This window comes from Pseudoclavibacter sp. CFCC 14310 (assembly GCF_008831165.1).
Lineage (GTDB): Bacteria > Actinomycetota > Actinomycetes > Actinomycetales > Microbacteriaceae > Pseudoclavibacter_A.
Genome location: NZ_WBKC01000001.1, coordinates 383,570 through 399,233, shown reverse-complemented (window position 1 = coordinate 399,233; position 15,664 = coordinate 383,570). Strand labels below are relative to the sequence as shown.

The 15,664-nt window shown below is 64.3% G+C and carries 15 protein-coding genes; 4 read left to right on the top strand and 11 right to left on the bottom strand.

The genetic code is table 11. The features are described 5' to 3' along the window. Positions 1-110: 110 nt before the first annotated feature. Complete coding sequence (locus F8O06_RS01810) at positions 111-1,103, top strand: hypothetical protein (RefSeq protein ID WP_158037187.1); 993 nt, start codon at positions 111-113, stop codon at positions 1,101-1,103. Positions 1,104-1,363: 260 nt separating this feature from the next. Here the strand turns inward: F8O06_RS01810 and F8O06_RS12535 are convergent, their stop codons facing one another. Together F8O06_RS12535 and F8O06_RS01800 are read right to left on the bottom strand one after the other, a co-directional pair. After that, positions 1,364-2,188 carry a dihydrofolate reductase gene (locus F8O06_RS12535; RefSeq protein WP_412973458.1) on the bottom strand — a complete coding sequence of 275 codons (825 nt, stop codon included), beginning with the start codon at positions 2,186-2,188 and terminating at the stop codon, positions 1,364-1,366. After that, on the bottom strand, positions 2,185-3,003 hold the full coding sequence (locus tag F8O06_RS01800; RefSeq protein WP_225732956.1) for a thymidylate synthase: 819 nt from the start codon (positions 3,001-3,003) through the stop codon (positions 2,185-2,187). Before F8O06_RS01800 ends, F8O06_RS12535 begins: the two co-directional genes overlap by 4 nt. Positions 3,004-3,348: 345 nt before the next feature. Here F8O06_RS01800 and F8O06_RS01795 point away from each other — a divergent pair, with 345 nt between their 5' ends. Then, positions 3,349-4,359, top strand: coding sequence for a CapA family protein (locus tag F8O06_RS01795; RefSeq protein ID WP_192496796.1), 1,011 nt, complete (start codon positions 3,349-3,351; stop codon positions 4,357-4,359). Positions 4,360-4,362: 3 nt separating this feature from the next. On the opposite strand, the gene F8O06_RS01790 is transcribed toward F8O06_RS01795, so the two are convergent. The 8 genes from F8O06_RS01790 to F8O06_RS01755 all read right to left on the bottom strand — a co-directional run bounded on the left by F8O06_RS01790 (position 4,363) and on the right by F8O06_RS01755 (position 13,597). After that, positions 4,363-5,037 (bottom strand): TetR/AcrR family transcriptional regulator, encoded by a 675-nt coding sequence (locus F8O06_RS01790; protein ID WP_192496559.1) that lies wholly within the window; start codon positions 5,035-5,037, stop codon positions 4,363-4,365. Between the two features lie 133 nt (positions 5,038-5,170). Further along, positions 5,171-6,622, bottom strand: coding sequence for a GNAT family N-acetyltransferase (locus F8O06_RS01785; protein WP_158037184.1), 1,452 nt, complete (start codon positions 6,620-6,622; stop codon positions 5,171-5,173). A gap of 19 nt (positions 6,623-6,641) precedes the next feature. Beyond that, positions 6,642-7,118, bottom strand: a complete 477-nt coding sequence (locus tag F8O06_RS01780; protein ID WP_158037183.1) for a hypothetical protein — start codon at positions 7,116-7,118, stop codon at positions 6,642-6,644. Between the two features lie 156 nt (positions 7,119-7,274). Further along, positions 7,275-8,453 (bottom strand): ferrochelatase, encoded by a 1,179-nt coding sequence (locus F8O06_RS01775; protein WP_158037182.1) that lies wholly within the window; start codon positions 8,451-8,453, stop codon positions 7,275-7,277. A 582-nt stretch (positions 8,454-9,035) separates the two neighbouring features. Next, positions 9,036-10,013, bottom strand: a complete 978-nt coding sequence (nrdF, locus tag F8O06_RS01770; RefSeq protein WP_158037181.1) for a class 1b ribonucleoside-diphosphate reductase subunit beta — start codon at positions 10,011-10,013, stop codon at positions 9,036-9,038. 134 nt (positions 10,014-10,147) lie between these two features. Then, on the bottom strand, positions 10,148-12,298 hold the full coding sequence (gene nrdE, locus F8O06_RS01765) for a class 1b ribonucleoside-diphosphate reductase subunit alpha (protein WP_225733325.1): 2,151 nt from the start codon (positions 12,296-12,298) through the stop codon (positions 10,148-10,150). 20 nt (positions 12,299-12,318) lie between these two features. Beyond that, positions 12,319-12,564 carry a glutaredoxin-like protein NrdH gene (nrdH, locus tag F8O06_RS01760; protein WP_158037180.1) on the bottom strand — a complete coding sequence of 82 codons (246 nt, stop codon included), beginning with the start codon at positions 12,562-12,564 and terminating at the stop codon, positions 12,319-12,321. 271 nt (positions 12,565-12,835) lie between these two features. Beyond that, positions 12,836-13,597 carry an HAD-IIB family hydrolase gene (locus F8O06_RS01755; protein WP_158037179.1) on the bottom strand — a complete coding sequence of 254 codons (762 nt, stop codon included), beginning with the start codon at positions 13,595-13,597 and terminating at the stop codon, positions 12,836-12,838. Between the two features lie 163 nt (positions 13,598-13,760). Between F8O06_RS01755 and F8O06_RS01750 the strand changes: the two genes are divergently transcribed. Next, positions 13,761-14,768, top strand: coding sequence for an endonuclease/exonuclease/phosphatase family protein (locus F8O06_RS01750; protein ID WP_158037178.1), 1,008 nt, complete (start codon positions 13,761-13,763; stop codon positions 14,766-14,768). Here F8O06_RS01750 and F8O06_RS01745 read toward each other — a convergent pair. Continuing rightward, the gene (locus F8O06_RS01745; RefSeq protein WP_192496795.1) at positions 14,748-15,251 is read right to left on the bottom strand and encodes a DUF3054 domain-containing protein; all 504 of its coding nucleotides are present in this window, start codon (positions 15,249-15,251) and stop codon (positions 14,748-14,750) included. The genes F8O06_RS01750 and F8O06_RS01745 overlap by 21 nt on opposite strands. Before the next feature lie 88 nt (positions 15,252-15,339). Here F8O06_RS01745 and F8O06_RS01740 point away from each other — a divergent pair, with 88 nt between their 5' ends. Continuing rightward, complete coding sequence (locus F8O06_RS01740) at positions 15,340-15,633, top strand: helix-turn-helix domain-containing protein (RefSeq protein ID WP_192496794.1); 294 nt, start codon at positions 15,340-15,342, stop codon at positions 15,631-15,633. Positions 15,634-15,664 lie beyond the last annotated feature (31 nt).

Genomic DNA, 15,664 nt, shown 5'->3' with positions numbered 1-15,664 from the left:
GTTCACATACGACCATCTCGGCGGAGACTGGGCGTATGTCGACATGGCCACCCAATCGAAGCGACGACGGAGCAGCTGCTCACACACCTCGCAGCGGCACAAAGCTACCGATGGAACTTCGAAACCGCGCGTTCAGCACAACAGAGGCGATCAATCTCGGCGTGCGAAGATCCGTTGTCGATGCAGTGGACCTGCTGGCTCCGTTCCATGGTGTGCGTATGCCCGCCGACCGTCCACAGCCGATCGCTGATGCGAAGGATCGATACGCAACGATTCGCAGACGCCTCATTGCGCTGTGCAAGGCCTATGTCAGCCGTGAGCGCAAAGACGCAGTCTTCAGCCACCTCACCGCGGCGATCCTGCACGGACTTCCAATCCCTGACCACTATCTGACCATTCAGGGTGCGCCCGAAGCGCTCAATCTGCATGTCTCAGTGCCGAAACGCCGTAATCGCCCTCGGGGTCGCGGCATCACCGGACACCAGCTCAACGCAGAGCTGATGGGTGCGACTGTCTGGCGCCATGGTGTGGCGGTGCTGTCTGAATCAATGACGTTCTGCACGGTGACGCAGATGAAGGAGTTCAGCCTCGATGATTTGGTCACGCTTGGCGATGCCATCGTACTGTCGCAGCCACTGCGCTCAGACCGTCGGGTGCCGAGTTGCCAGCCGACCGAACTTCAGAGTGTTGCGGCTGAGCAGCGTTGTCGGGGTGCGCAACGTCTTCGTGAAGCGGCCGAGCTGATACGCACAAGATCTCAGTCTGCACGCGAGACCAAGCTCAGGATGATCGTGCTTCGTGCTGGGCTGCCCGAGCCAGAGCTGAACTTCGAGATTATGACGAACTCGGGTGAGCTCGTTGCTCGGCTCGACCTCTACTATCCGGGCCTGCGGCTAGGCTTCGAGTACGATGGCCAGCATCATCGGTTGGATAATTACCAATACGCTCGCGACGCCGAACGCGGAGAGGCATTGGTACGCGCCGGGATTGTCAACCTCCGCTTCAACGCCAAACACATTCGTGAAGGCGAACTCGCCATTGCCCGCAAGGTGTGCGCCGCCTATTCAGAGGCATGGGCCAGAGCCCATCCTGCGCACGACTGATCGGTTCTTTCCAAGCGTTCCAAATGCCGCGTCTCCACATCCAGACGCCTCAAATGACGCACCAGAACATCCAGTCATGCCAAGTTCCATGTCTGGATCGGTTTAGGCATCATTTCCCATGCCTCGATGGGCTGAGACCAGATACGCCTCGGCAGATCCCATGGCTCGATGGGCTGAGAGCAGATGGTCTAGGTGAGCCCCAGCGGCCAACCGGCTGAGAGCGCCCACTCGCCCCCCTAGGCCTAGCCCAATCAGCAGAGTCAGACCCGCACAAGCCGTTCGAAGCGATAGCGCATGCCCGAGCGCGAGGTCGCCCAGTCTGCCTCGTAGGCGGCGACCGCCCGCCAGTCAGCCCCGAGTTCCGGAGCAAAGGTATCGCCGACGACACCCTCATCACCCGCTACGTCGACGTCGAGCATCGTGCGCTCGACCACATCGGCGAGCCCCGAATTGAGTGCCTCGGCGAACAGCTGGGCGCCCCCGATGATCCAGGCGTCGATCTCCACATGGGCACCAGCGCCGTGTGCAGCCGTGCCCGAACCAGCCGGACTCTGGGCACCAGCACCGTGGGCACCAGCACCCTGCGCACCAGCACGCGCAGCCGCATCGTGCGACATCGTGCCACCTGCGGTCGGCTGCGAGACGGGCGCAGGATGCCCCGCTCCCTCTGCCGCTGCATCCTGCGTCGCGAGCGTCACGGCTTCGCTCAGCGCGTGCACGACCTGCAGATCGCCGCGTTCGAGGCCGCGCCGGGCGCGCTCGTCGCTCGCCGCGGCGGCTTCGCCCCAAGAGTCCTGTCGAGTGACCACGATGTTGCGCCGCCCGGGCAGCGGACGGAACCGCGGGTTGAGCGAATCCCAGGTGCGCCGTCCCATGATCACCGGCGCGCCCATCGTCACAGCTTTGAAGTGCGCCAGATCTTCGGGCACGTGCCAGGGCATGCCGCCTTGTGCGCCGATCACGCCGTGGCGATCCTGCGCCCAGATCAGCCCGATCAACGGCCTGTGCTCGATGATCTCTTCGAGGCCGACGTCTGCCCCGCGTTCGCCACGAGCAGCCTGCTCAGCAGCATCCCCCGTGCTCACACCGCCACCGGAGCCTTGATCCCGGGATGGTGCTGGTAGTTCACGATCTCGAAGTCGTCGTACTCATAGTCGAAGATGCTCTCTGGCCGACGACGGATCTTCAGCGTCGGATACGGGTAGGGCTCACGCGCGAGCTGCCGTTCGACCTGCTCGGTGTGGTTGTCGTAGATGTGGCAGTCTCCGCCCGTCCAGACGAAGTCGCCGACCTCGAGCCCCACCTGCTGAGCGATCATGTGTGTCAGCAGCGCATACGAGGCGATGTTGAACGGCACCCCGAGAAACATGTCGGCCGAACGCTGGTACAGCTGCGTCGAGAGCCTGCCGTCGGCCACGTAGAACTGGAAGAAGGCGTGGCAGGGCGCCAGCGCCATCTTCGAGATCTCGGCGACGTTCCAGGCCGATACGATGATGCGTCGCGACTCGGGGTCGCTGCGCAGCTGCTCGATCACCTGCGCGATCTGGTCGATATGCCCGCCGTCGGGCGTCGGCCATGACCGCCACTGCACACCGTAGACCGGCCCGAGTTCGCCGTCGGCGTCTGCCCATTCGTCCCAGATGCTCACGCCATGCTCCTGCAGCCAGTGCACGTTCGACTCGCCGCGCAGAAACCAGAGCAGCTCGTATGCGACCGATTTGAAGTGCACGCGCTTCGTCGTGATCAGCGGAAACCCCTTCGAGAGGTCGTACCGAATCTGACGCCCGAAGAGCGAGCGCGTGCCGGTTCCGGTGCGGTCGCCCTTGGCTGCGCCGTGTTCGGAGACGTCGCGCAGCAGGTCTTCGTATGGGGTGGGAATCGCGTTGGTCACGCCGTTCACTCTACCGCGACCGATGCATCGATGAACACCCCGCTCAACGGCTGCAGATGCGAACGCAAAGACGTGTCGAGCGGATGCGCGGGCGGCTCCGCCTCATCAGTCGACTCCGCAGGCTGTCACCGTTCGCACAACGTCTCTCACAGCTGAATCACAGCAGCCCATATAATGAGTCGCATGCGCCACCTGCCTCGGTCTCTGCCGCTGTCTTTCGCCGTCGGCCTGCTCGGTCTGACACTCGCGCTGACGGGGTGCACTTCGAACAGCGCACCAGATGCACCTGCTTCATCCACCCCAGAGCAGGCCAGCACCGCACCGAGCACACCAAGCGCACCGACAGAACAGCGCGTGACCGTGAGCGCAATGGGCGACATGCTGCCGCATCAGGCGGTCAACGCCGAGGCGAAGACGACAGACGGCTACGACTACGGCCGTTACTTCGACGCGATCCGGCCGATCTACCAGAGCTCTGACCTGGTCTTCTGCAACGAAGAAGTGCTCGCCTCGGCCACATCCCCTGCACAGATCACGACCTATCCTCGGTTCCGCGCCCCCACTCAGTTCGCCGAGAGTCTGAGCCGCGACGTCGGCTGCAACGACATCAACCTGGCGAACAACCACATGGCCGACTACGAGCAGGCCGACATCGACCGCACCCGCGACACCTGGGATGCCCTGCAGCCGAAGCTCATCGCCGGGGCCAACCGCAGCTCCGAAGAGCAGCGCACGATCGCCTACGCCGAGATCAACGGCATGAAGATCGCCCAGCTCGCCTTCACCGCGCAGAGCAACATGGGGCACACGACCTTCGGTCTGAACACCACTGACGGCCCGCTCATGGACGAGCAGCTCGCCGAGGCCCGCAAACAGGCCGATGTCGTCATGGTCTCGATGCACTGGGGCACCGAAGACTCCACGGCGACCGATGCCCCGCAGCGCGAGCTCACGCAGAAGCTCGTGAACGCGGGCGCCGACGTCGTCATCGGCACCGGCCCGCACGTCCTGCAGCCGGCCGAGTTCATCGATCGTCCGGATGGCGGGCGCACGCTGGTCTGGAACTCGCTGGGCAACATGCTCTCGACGCAGGTGCCGGTCAACAACCGCACCGGAGGCATCGCGCAGTGGCAGCTGGTGCGCACCGGCGACGGACCAGTCACCGTCGAGCAGGCCACGTTCACACCGACGTTCATGGACTTCGTCGCTCGCGGCGTCTCGCTGGGGGCTCGACACGGCCTGCGCATCCTGCCCATGTCACAGGCCGACGAGCGGGTGCGCAGCGAGTTTCCCGGCGAAAGCGCCGACAGCCGCTACGCGTTCGTGCAGAAGACTGTGGGCGATCAGGTACAGGTGGTGCGCTGACGCTCAGCCGCGACCAGGATTGCTCGGACGACGCCCGCGCTTCGGCAGCCGGGCGGCCGGCCGGTTGGTGAGTGCGTAGCGTTCGAGGATGCGCAGGAAGTCCTGCTGCAGCTGGCGCCACAGCCACACGCTCACGCGTTTGGCGGGCACCTCGGGAGCTTCGGAGAGCCAGATCGAGATGGTCCCGATCACTGCACCGGCGAGAAAGGCCGCGTCGGCGTCGAACCCCATCGGCACTGCGGTGCTGCGGTCGGCGTACTGCAACAGACTCTGCTCGATGATCGCACGAAACTGCTCGCGCAGACGGTGCGTGACCGCGGCGCTGCCTTTCGGGCCGAGCGCCCAGGCATAGGCCGACTTGTATTCGGCGATGTGCTCCAGATACTGCATGAGCGTCTTGGGCAGGCCGGTCTCGGCGTCGTGCGGCACTCCGGGCGAGATCATGTTCGTCTGATTGACGCTGATCGAGAGCTCTTCGAACGCGTCGGCGAGCAGTTCGTCAATATCGCTGTAGTGCACGTAGAACGAGCTGCGGTTGACGCCTGCCTCACGAACGACGTCTGAGATCGAGATGACCTCGATCGGCTCCTGACTGATCAGGGTGAGCACGGCCGTGCGCAGCGCCTGACGAGTTCGCTGCGCCCTGGGGTCGAGAACTCTGTCATTCTGCCGTGGCACGCCCCTCATTGTATGCCCGTCTTTTGCATCGTGTGCGGCGAATCGTCACCACGTCTTCACGCACGTGTGCGCCAGCGCTGTCGAGGTTCCGTCGCCCGCGATCGGGCTGGCGCCTCCCCTCTGTGGTCAGACCTCAGAAGGGTGTGCGCAGGTGCGGCGCACGGGCGGTCGAGAACAGGTCATCGGCCAGGGCCAAGGTCTCCGCCTCGCATTGGCCCAGCCCACGGGCTCGCCCGGCACCAGCCAGCAGGCTCGCCGAGGTGTATCCGAAGAGCAGCGACCCCAGGTCGGCGACGTCCAGTTCCAGCGTCGGCACCGAAGCGTCCGTCGTCGCGGCGCTGCGCAGGCGTTCGACGGTGCCTGCGCCCAGATCGTCGACCTGCAGCAGATAGTCTCCGTCGGCATAGCCCAACGCGTCGCCGACGCGCAGCTGCAGCCGAGTTCCGGCCGGGCTGCGCGACCACGACCGTGCTGCAAGCGCTGAACAGACATCGAGCACACGCACCCAGAGCGAGTCGCTGGTCTGCTTCGCCGCGACCGCCCGCGGATCGTTCAGCAGCCACGGCAGCAGGAAATCGACCGGCTGGCTGCGGGCAGAGACCTCACCGACGAGATCGGTCGAGAGCAGATGGTGCCAGAGCGCCGCCTCGGCAGCGGGATCTGCAGCACAGACCTCGTCGACCACCAGACGGCCGTGCTCCTCGCCGCCGGAGACTCGGTACAGGGCGAAGCCTTCAAGTCGCCCAGTCGTGGCAGAGTCGACGCGCAGCGCAAGCGTGGTGCCTGAGTCACCGTGGTTGAACAGCCGCAGCGAGAAGACGCGCAGCGCCTGCTGCCACCACACGTCACATCTGCCGATGTCTCCGGCATTCCGCGCACGTTCGAACACCTGCGGCGCCTCGGCGCGCAGAGTCTGCGGCGCGACCAGCTGCACAGTCATATCGTCGTCTGCCTGGTCGCGCCATGAGACTCGTCTCGGATCGAAGCGCAGCGTCGTCGAGCGTGTGGCCGGGCCGAATCCGAATCTCCCGTAGATGCCGCCTTCGGTTGCGGTCAACACAGCGGTGGATGCTCCGCTCGCGATCGCTGCGTCCAGCTGATCCGTGATCATGGCTCGGGCGATGCCCCGCCGACGATGCGTGCCGGCGACCGTCACAGCAGAAATCGCCCAGGCATCCACCGATGCGCCACCGACAAGCGTGAGACCGGTCGGCCACCCTTGGGCGGTGCCCGCCGGCGATGCCGCGATCGCGCTGTGCATGGCCTCTTCGTCAGTCGGGTCTTCGTCGATTTCGCGATCACTCTGATCGGCAGAATCGACCTCGACGCTGAGAGCCTCGTCGTAGATGCCGATGATGCGGCTGCCGACCAACGTGTCGCGCAGCTCTCGACGCATGCGCGGTGTCGGCGGCAGCGCATCGAGAAAACCGCGCTCCATGGCGCCGAGCCAGCCGTCGACCGCGACCTTGTCAGACTGATCGATCACACGGCCCTGCAGCCGGGCGGCGTCCAGTCTGCGCTGCGCGTTCGACGAGAACTTCTCGAGCGCTTCGGCGTTCAGACGCTGCGACTGGTTCGGCGACATGGTCTCCCGCTTTCCTGAGTCAGTCCTCGATGGTCTCAGCGGCCGTGGCCTCCCAGAGGTCGCGATCGACGAAGTCGGCTTTGGGCGGAGTCACCGCGTCTCGATGCTTCGCGCGGTCGATGATGGTGCGCGCCTGCGCGAGCCTGCCGGCCTCGAGCGCGTTGCTGATGGTCTTGGCGTGCGCCAGAAAGCGGGGATCCTCAGCGGTGTCGATGCCCTCCCCGAGCGAGACGAAGCGCACGTGGCTCGCGCTGACGGCCTCAAGACTGTCGAGCAGGCTCACCGCGTTCAGACCGAGTACGCAGAGTTCTGAGACCACCGCGGTGTCGTCCGCGTCGAAGGTCTCCAGCGCCTCGCGAATGCGGTAGTGCCAGTCTTCCTGCGTGCGTGGTGCGATCTCTGTGCACTGGCTGACCTGGGCGTCGTCGAGGGCCGCGCGCTGGTCGGGAACGGTCGGGAGCCCGGGGTGGTCGATGATCAGTCCGTGTGTCGCCATCAGAAATCCTCATCCTGTCTCGCAGCGACGCGCCGACCCTCGACGCGTCCGAAGGGCATCCTGCCTCCACCACGTTACACGCCGCGATCGGCGGTCACGGCCCTCAGCCGAACAGCGGAATGCGCCTCTGCGGACGCTTCACGACGACGGCTGCACTCACGGCGCGACGCCTGCGGCAGCACGTTTGAACCCCGCTCTGACGTTCTCGCAGCAGCCTGGCCGACACACGTCGAACCACGGTCCGAGCGCGGTGGCAGACGGGCGATCAGCCGGATCGACCGCCGACATGCGTTCTTCGATGAGGTCGACGATGCCGGTCACCTGTGTGTGAGCGGTGCCGGGAGTATCCGTTCGCACGGCGCGAAGGCCGGCCTCTGACGCCGCTTCGAGTGCCTCGGTGTCGAGGTCCCAGAGCACCTCCATGTGGTCGCTGACGAATCCGATGGGCGAGATCGCGATGGCCTCGACCGACTCGCCCGGCAGCTCGGCGATGCGGTCGCAGACGTCCGGCTCCAGCCAGGGCTGCGCCGCGGGCCCTGATCGAGATTGGTAGACGAGCTCCCAGCTCACGTCTTTGAGCATCGCATTCTGATCGCCGACGCGACGCATCACCGCTGCGGCCACCGCCCGGTGCTGTGCCTCATACGCGCCACCCGGGCCGAAGTCTGCATCTCGTGGCCCCGACCGCTGCGCGTCGACGAGAGGAATCGAGTGGGTGGTGAAGAGCACACGCATGTGTTCGACGTCGGTTCCATCGTCGCGGAACCTCTGCAGAGCAGACAGAACGCTCGGAACGAATGAGTCGACGAAGCCCGGGTGATCGAAGAACTGACGAATCTTGTCGATCGTCATGGTCTCGGCGAGGCCGGTCTCTTCGAGCGCACGAGCGAAGTCTTCTCGGTACTGACGGCAGCTTGAGAACGAGCTGTAGGCACTCGTGGCGAGCGCCAGGAGTCGATGGTCGCCTGCCGCATCCGCCTCGCGTACCGCTTCAGTCAGATACGGTGCCCAGTTGCGGTTGCCCCAGTACACGGGCAGGTCGATGCCTCGCGCCGCCAGCTCGCGCTCGAGCGCCTTCTTCAGTGCTCGGTTCTGTGCGTTGATCGGGCTGATGCCGCCGAAGCGACGGTAATGGTGGGCGACCTCTTCAAGCCGTTCTTCTGGAATGCCGCGACCGCGCGTCACGTTTCTGAGAAACGGGATGACGTCTTCCTGCCCTTCGGGGCCTCCGAAGCCGGCAAGAAGAATGCCGTCGTATCGCTGCGGCTGGGAGACGAACGGCGCCCCTGCTGCGCTTGCAGGCGAGGCATAGGGCACAGCGGTGTTCTGCTCCATCGAAAGCTCCGATCATGGCGAGAAGGCGTTGGTGGCGCACCCCGAACCTGCGTACGCAGCCTCATCGCGTGAAAAGGCGTCAGTGAAGGTCGCTGACTTGATTTACCTAACTTAGTAAACAATATACCTTGCGACCGGAGTGCCTCATCCGCTCGCACCCAGCGCCCGCTTCCAACGCCACCTGGAACCGCACACCACGGCCAATAGCGAATGCGTGGAGGCAGCAGATCGAGGCCGCAGCACGGCCGCGTCAAGGTCAAGCGCGCCGCGACGCGTGAGCAGCTGTAGTGGGAGACTGCAGCAGGGGTGGCTGAATCCGAGGTGCACAAAGGTTTGTTCTCAGCGTCGGTGTCAGCGAGAGCCCCAACCTCAACCCGCCTGCCCCCTGCTGCATCGAGAGCTCAGGAATGCCGGGGTGTCGATTCTCGCGAGGGCGCACAGCCCACCTGCGCGGATCACTCGCTCTCTACCGCGATCACTCGCAAACCGGCCGATTTCGTCCAATCCCTGCAGGCAGAGTGCAATCGGCGCAGGTGCGCTCCAGCAGACAGAGCTCAGCACCTACCGCTGTGCCGGGTCAGATTAGAAATCCCAGTCGTCGTCTTCGGTGTTGACGGCCTTGCCAATCACATATGACGAGCCCGAGCCAGAGAAGAAGTCGTGGTTCTCGTCGGCGTTCGGCGACAGCGCCGAGAGAATCGCCGGGCTCACGTTGGTGACCGATGACGGGAACATCGGCTCGTAGCCGAGGTTCATCAGCGCCTTGTTCGCGTTGTAGTGCAAGAAGCGCTTGACGTCTTCGGTGAGCCCGGCCTCGTCGTAGAGATCTTGCGTGTACTCGACCTCGTTGTCGTACAGGTCGTACATCAGCGAGAACGTGTACTCCTTGAGCTCGTCGCGCTTGGCCTGATCGACCGCCTCGAGCCCCTTCTGAAACTTGTAGCCGATGTAGTAGCCGTGCACCGCCTCGTCACGAATGATCAGGCGGATCAGATCGGCCGTGTTCGTGAGCTTCGCATGGCTCGACCAGTACATGGGCAGGTAGAAGCCGGAGTAGAACAGGAACGACTCGAGCAGCGTCGAGGCCACCTTGCGTTTGAGCGGGTCGTCACCGCGGTAGTACTCGAGCACGATCGCGGCCTTGCGCTGCAGGTTCTGGTTGTCGACCGACCAGCGGAAGGCATCGTCGATGTCAGGCGTGTTGCACAGCGTCGAGAAGATCGACGAGTACGACTTCGCGTGCACGCTCTCCATGAACGCGATGTTCGTGTACACCGCCTCTTCGTGCGGGGTGATCGAGTCGGGAATCAGCGAGACCGCACCGACCGTGCCCTGAATCGTGTCGAGCAGGGTGAGGCCAGTGAACACACGCATGGTGAGCGTCTTCTCAGCCTCGGTGAGCGTGGCCCACGACTGGATGTCGTTCGAGAGCGGCACCTTCTCAGGCAGCCAGAAGTTGCCGGTCAGACGCTGCCAGACTTCGAGGTCTTTGTCGTCTTCAATGCGATTCCAGTTGATCGCGTCGACCCGGTCGACGAGCTTGAGCTTCGGTGCAGACATCTCTCTCCCTCAGAATGAAAATCGCGGTCACGGCAGCAGACAAGAGGAGCCCTCGCAGAAACGGGGACTCCTCCTGAGACTAGTCGCATCAATCGACCTGAGCCGACTGCCGCAGCCAAACAGTCACATCTGCGTTACAACATGCAGCTGACGCAGCCCTCGACCTCGGTGCCCTCCAGCGCCATCTGGCGCAGACGGATGTAATAGAGCGTCTTGATGCCCTTGCGCCATGCGTAGATCTGGGCTTTGTTCAGATCACGGGTGGTCGCGGTGTCTTTGAAGAACAGTGTGAGCGACAGCCCCTGATCGACGTGCTGCGTCGCCGCGGCATAGGTGTCGATGATCTTCTCGTAGCCGACCTCGTAGGCATCCTGGTAGTACTCCAGGTTGTCGTTCGTCATAAACGGCGCCGGGTAGTAGACGCGACCGATCTTGCCCTCTTTGCGAATCTCGATCTTCGAGGCGATCGGGTGAATCGACGAGGTCGAGTTGTTGATGTAGCTGATCGAGCCGGTCGGCGGCACCGCCTGCAGGTTCTGGTTGTAGATGCCGTGCTCCTGCACGCTCGCCTTGAGCTCGCGCCAGTCGTCCTGTGTGGGGATGCGCACGCCGGCCTGTTCGAACAGCTCGCGGCCGCGCTGCGTCGTGGGCTTCCACTCCTGCTCGATGTACTTGTCGAAGAACGCTCCGCTGGCGTACTTCGACTCGTCGAAGCCGTCGAAGCGCTCGCCGCGCTCGATGGCGATCTGGTTCGATGTGCGCAGTGCGTGGTAGAGCACCGTGTAGAAGTAGATGTTCGTGAAGTCGACGCCCTCTTCGCTGCCGTAGAAGACGCGCTCACGAGCGAGGTAGCCGTGCAGGTTCATCTGCCCGAGGCCGATCGCATGGCTGCGGTCGTTGCCCGCCTCGATCGACGGCACCGAGTGGATGTGACTGTGGTCGCTGACCGCGGTGAGACCGCGGATGGCGGTCTCGACGGTGGTACCGAAGTCTTCGGAGTCCATCGTTTTCGCGATGTTCAGCGAACCGAGGTTGCACGAGATGTCTTTGCCGATCTGGGCGTATGACAGATCTTCGTCGTACTGGCTGGGTTCGTTGACCTGCAGAATCTCGCTGCAGAGGTTCGACATGTTGATGCGGCCCTTGATCGGGTTCGCCCGGTTGGCCGTGTCTTCGAACAGGATGTACGGGTAGCCCGACTCGAACTGGATCTCGGCGAGCGTCTGGAAGAACTCGCGGGCACTGATCTTCGTCTTGCGAATACGGGAGTCGTCGACCCACTCGTAGTAGTGCTCGCTGACCGACAGGTCGGCGAACGCCTTGCCCGTGACGCGCTCGACGTCGTAGGGGCTGAAGAGGTACATGTCTTCGTTGCGCTTGGCCAGCTCGAACGTGATGTCGGGAATGACCACGCCGAGCGAGAGGGTCTTGATGCGGATCTTCTCGTCGGCGTTCTCACGCTTGGTGTCGAGGAACCGATAGATGTCGGGGTGGTGTGCGTTGATGTACACCGCACCGGCGCCCTGACGCGCACCGAGCTGGTTCGCGTAGCTGAACGAGTCTTCGAGCAGCTTCATGATCGGGATGACACCCGACGACTGGTTCTCGATGTGCTTGATCGGCGCACCCGACTCGCGAATGTTCGACAGCAGGAAGGCCACGCCGCCGCCGCGCTTCGAGAGCTGCAGCGCCGAGTTGATCGAACGGCCGATCGACTCCATGTTGTCTTCGATGCGCAGCAGAAAGCAGCTGACGAGTTCGCCGCGCTGCTTCTTGCCCGCGTTGAGGAACGTCGGCGTCGCCGGCTGGAACCGGCCCGAGACGATCTCGTCGACCAGATGCGTCGCGAGCTCCTGGTCGCCTGCTGCCAGGTAGAGGCTCACGATCGTGACGCGGTCTTCGAAACGCTCGAGATAGCGCTTGCCGTCGAAGGTCTTGAGCGTGTAGCTCGTGTAGTACTTGAACGCACCCAAGAAGGTCGGAAAGCGGAACTTGTAGCCATAGGCCCGTTTGAACAGGTCTTTGACGAACTGCCACGGGTAGAGGTCGAGGAACTCTTTCTCGTAGTACTCGTTCTCGATCAGATACTCGATCTTCTCTTCCAGGTCATGGAAGAAGACCGTGTTCTGGTTCACGTGCTGCAGAAAGTACTGCCGAGCCGCCTCGTGGTCTTTGTCGAACTGAATGTGTCCCTGCTCGTCATACAGGTTCAGCATCGCGTTGAGCGCGTGGTAGTCGAGCTGGCTGTTCTCGCCGCTTCCGGAGCCGGGGTGCGTGGTGTCCAAGATGGTTCTCAGCCTCGGTCTCAAGCCAGGCTTGCGACGGCGGATGCTGCGAGCGCGTCGATCTTGTCGGGGCGGAAGCCCGACCAGTGACCGCCATCGGTCACGACGACCGGCGCCTGCATGTAGCCGAGCTCCTTGACCTGGGCGAGCGCAGCGGCGTCTTCGGTGATGTCGACGACGGTGTAGTCGATGCCACGCTTATCGAGAGCGCGGTAGGTCGCGTTGCACTGCACGCATGCTGGCTTGCTGTAGACCGTGACTGACATCTTTCGTCTCCATTCTTCAGACTCGCACTCGCCCTCAGCGGCAGTTCGAATCGGTGTCTTCTCAGTGTTCTGGGCAGCTGCGCTCTCGATGATCCCTCTCTTGGAGCGCCTGCCGCAGCAGATATGAGTCGATACTACATCTAGTGGCGGGCCACGCAAGCCACCACTAGATGATGTGTAACACCAATGTAATTACCACGATGGCGTTCTGCCGCGGAATGACGCGGATCGCGTGCGCCAAGCGGGTGCGACACGCCACGAGAACGATTTTCTACAGCCCCAACAGGTGTCGCAGACGCTGCTCCGTATCGGGCCAGCCGGTCACCTCGACCGACTCCACTCCCAGAGCCCGCACGGGGTAGTCATTGCCGTCTTCATGGAGCTTGTCACCGAAGAAGAGCATCTCGTCGAGGCCGATGCCGGTCTGTTCGGCGAGCTGCCGGATGCCATACGCCTTGTCGATGCCGCGCCGCGTGATGTCGATCGACGTGGTGCCCCCCGCCCGCACCTCGAGGTCGGGCAGCACGGCCTGCACCGCACGTCGCAGCCCGTCTTTGCGCTCGCCGGTCGGATCCCACGTCTGCTTGGCCTCGACCGGCGCCTGCTGCCCCAACGCTGAGAAGGTGATCTGTGACCCGCGATCTTCGATGATCGGCCCCCACGTCTTCGACTCCCACAGTCCGAGCCGTTTCGCCTGCTCGGTCAGCGCACGCTCGGCGGCCGCCTTCTCGTCGGCGCTGAGATCCTGCGCGTACACCTCGTGCCAGGCGCCGCCTGCATGCCGGTGGTAGCGCGTTCCACAGGTCGGCATCAGGTGCAGCCGGTCGAGTTCGTCGTCGGTGCCGCCGGCGGCCTCGAGCGCATCGATGACTTGAGCCTGGAACTGCCCGATGTTGCCACCCGAGATCACACACACCTGGGTGCGGTCGAGCAGCCGGCGCAGCACCTGCGCCATCGATTCCGGCACGCGCGACTTCGAGGGCGCGAGTGTGTCATCGAGATCGAAGGCGACCAGTTTGGGCAGATCGGGCACGGGTGGTTCTCCTGTCAGAGTGTTCAGCGGATTCACAGGTACGGGAGGCGCACTCGACACCCGAACGTGGCGCGCATCGCTAACATGGGTTGAGCGTGCGGCACGCTCTCAACTGTACTGTTCTCTCAGCAGCCCGGCCGTGCGATGAGAGGGAAGGCCGCACATGCGTCGTCTCGTGACGGTGCTCTGGGCGCTCGTCGTGTTGACGCTGCTCGGAGCCCTCGCCTGGCTGCCCGCGCACCTCGGCCAGCAGATCGGCTTCGCACAGTTCTTCGCGATGCCCGCGCCGTGGCTCGCCGCCCTCGCTCTGATCGGCCTGCTGCTGCTGATCACCTCGCTGCTGCACCGTCGCGCACGGATGCTGACGCTGGTCTGCGTGCTCGCCGTCGCCCTCGCCTCGGTGCCATGGCTCTCGCCGCGCCTGACCGCCCCGCCGCGCGCTTTCGACGTCGCCAGCCTGCCCTCGGCATCCGCTGATGGCCTGCGCGTGCTCAGCTGGAACGTGGGCGGCTCAGCCGATTCGATCGACGACGTTGCAGCCCTCGCTCAGCAGGTCTCGCCGCAGGTCATCGCGCTCCCAGAGACGACCCCCAGCGAAGCGCACGCCCTGGCCGACCAGCTCGCAGCAGACGGTCTCGACATGCGAGTGCTTCCCGCGCAGGGCAGCGACAGCGCATGGCCGTCGTCGGTGCTGATCAGCTCGAAGCTGGGCAGGTACCGCGTCGTCGACGACACTTCGCAGTCGGTGCGTCCGGGAGTCGCCGCCAAACCGGTCAACGGCCAAGGGCCGACCATCGTGGTGGCGCATGCGCAGCAGCCGGGCTTCGCCGTGGAACAAGCCCAGATCTGGCGGGCACACCTGGGGTGGCTCGGCTCATGGTGCGACAGCGGCGAGGCCGTCATCGTCGGCGACTTCAACGGCACCGACGCGAACATCGGGCCGACGCTGGGCTCGTGCCGGGCGCCGGGCTCAGACACGCAGGGGTCGGCCACAGGAGGCACCTGGCCGAGCGTGCTGCCGGCATGGCTGGGAGCGCCGATCGATCGTGCATACACGACCGATCAGTGGCAGGTCAGAGGCCTCTGGCCGATCTCCGGCCAGCGAGTCACCGCGAGCGATCATCGACCGATCGTGGTCGACCTCAGCAGGTCAGCGACGCCAGCCGGCTGAGCGTCGAGCGAACGACCGCAGAATGGCTCGCCAGCCGAACATGAAGACGGCGAGCACCGTGCCGGTGACGATCACGAATCCGAAGGCGACGCCGTGCAGCGTGAGGCCGCGCAGCAGCACGCCCCCGACGAGGGTGAACAGCCAGATCGGCGCAGCGGTGTGCGAGAGGTCGAGCGGGCGACGCCAGGCGTGCGTCCAGACCCACCCGACGAACGCGCTCAGCAGGAACGGCCAGGCCACCTCGAGCACATGCAGGAAGCTCGGGTCGGCTGCGTGCGCACGACCGCCGATGAAGGCGAACAGCAGAATCGAGACGGCGTCGAGCACGATCGCTGTGATGATCCACACCGGGCCCGTGCCGACGCGCGAGAGCCGATCGGCTCGCTGCTGCGGCGTCTCGAGCTCGGCGAAGACCGTCGTGCTCTCGCCTGCGGCGACGTCGGTTTCGGCGGTCACATCTGGTGCAGTGGTATTGGTGCTCACACAGACAGCGTAGGCCTCGAAGCCGGTCTGCGCATTCCCCCTTGTCTGCAAGGGTATGCCGCGGCGAGGCGAGCTGCATCCTATTTGGATGCCCCGTCACGCCCGCCTGACCGCTCACGCGCAGCAGGACTGGCAGCGTTTCATGGCAGACTTCGGGCTGTTGCTCGCTCAGGTGCGGCGAGAGCGCGGCTTCAGTCAGGAGTACGTCGCCGCTCAGGCAGGCATGGCTCCTTACACATATGTGCGCTATGAGCAGGGGCGCGGCCAGGACGGTCGACCTGCAAACCTCACGCTCATCAACCTGATCTGTCTGGCGAACGCTCTGCACGTTCGCGTCGAAGACATCATTCCAGACCAGTACCCCGACATCCGCTTGGACTGAGCACTCTGCACAGACGACCGACCGACCATCG

What these genes read in the sequence shown, in the direction of transcription:
- F8O06_RS01810 (WP_158037187.1), top strand. Translation starts at nt 111, where the DNA reads ATGGAACTTCGAAACCGCGCGTTCAGCACAACAGAGGCGATCAATCTC.
- F8O06_RS01785 (WP_158037184.1), bottom strand. Translation starts at nt 6,622, where the DNA reads ATGTCGCCGAACCAGTCGCAGCGTCTGAACGCCGAAGCGCTCGAGAAG.
- F8O06_RS01780 (WP_158037183.1), bottom strand. Translation starts at nt 7,118, where the DNA reads ATGGCGACACACGGACTGATCATCGACCACCCCGGGCTCCCGACCGTT.
- F8O06_RS01775 (WP_158037182.1), bottom strand. Translation starts at nt 8,453, where the DNA reads ATGGAGCAGAACACCGCTGTGCCCTATGCCTCGCCTGCAAGCGCAGCA.
- nrdF (WP_158037181.1), bottom strand. Translation starts at nt 10,013, where the DNA reads ATGTCTGCACCGAAGCTCAAGCTCGTCGACCGGGTCGACGCGATCAAC.
- nrdH (WP_158037180.1), bottom strand. Translation starts at nt 12,564, where the DNA reads ATGTCAGTCACGGTCTACAGCAAGCCAGCATGCGTGCAGTGCAACGCG.
- F8O06_RS01750 (WP_158037178.1), top strand. Translation starts at nt 13,761, where the DNA reads ATGCGTCGTCTCGTGACGGTGCTCTGGGCGCTCGTCGTGTTGACGCTG.
- F8O06_RS01740 (WP_192496794.1), top strand. Translation starts at nt 15,340, where the DNA reads ATGCCCCGTCACGCCCGCCTGACCGCTCACGCGCAGCAGGACTGGCAG.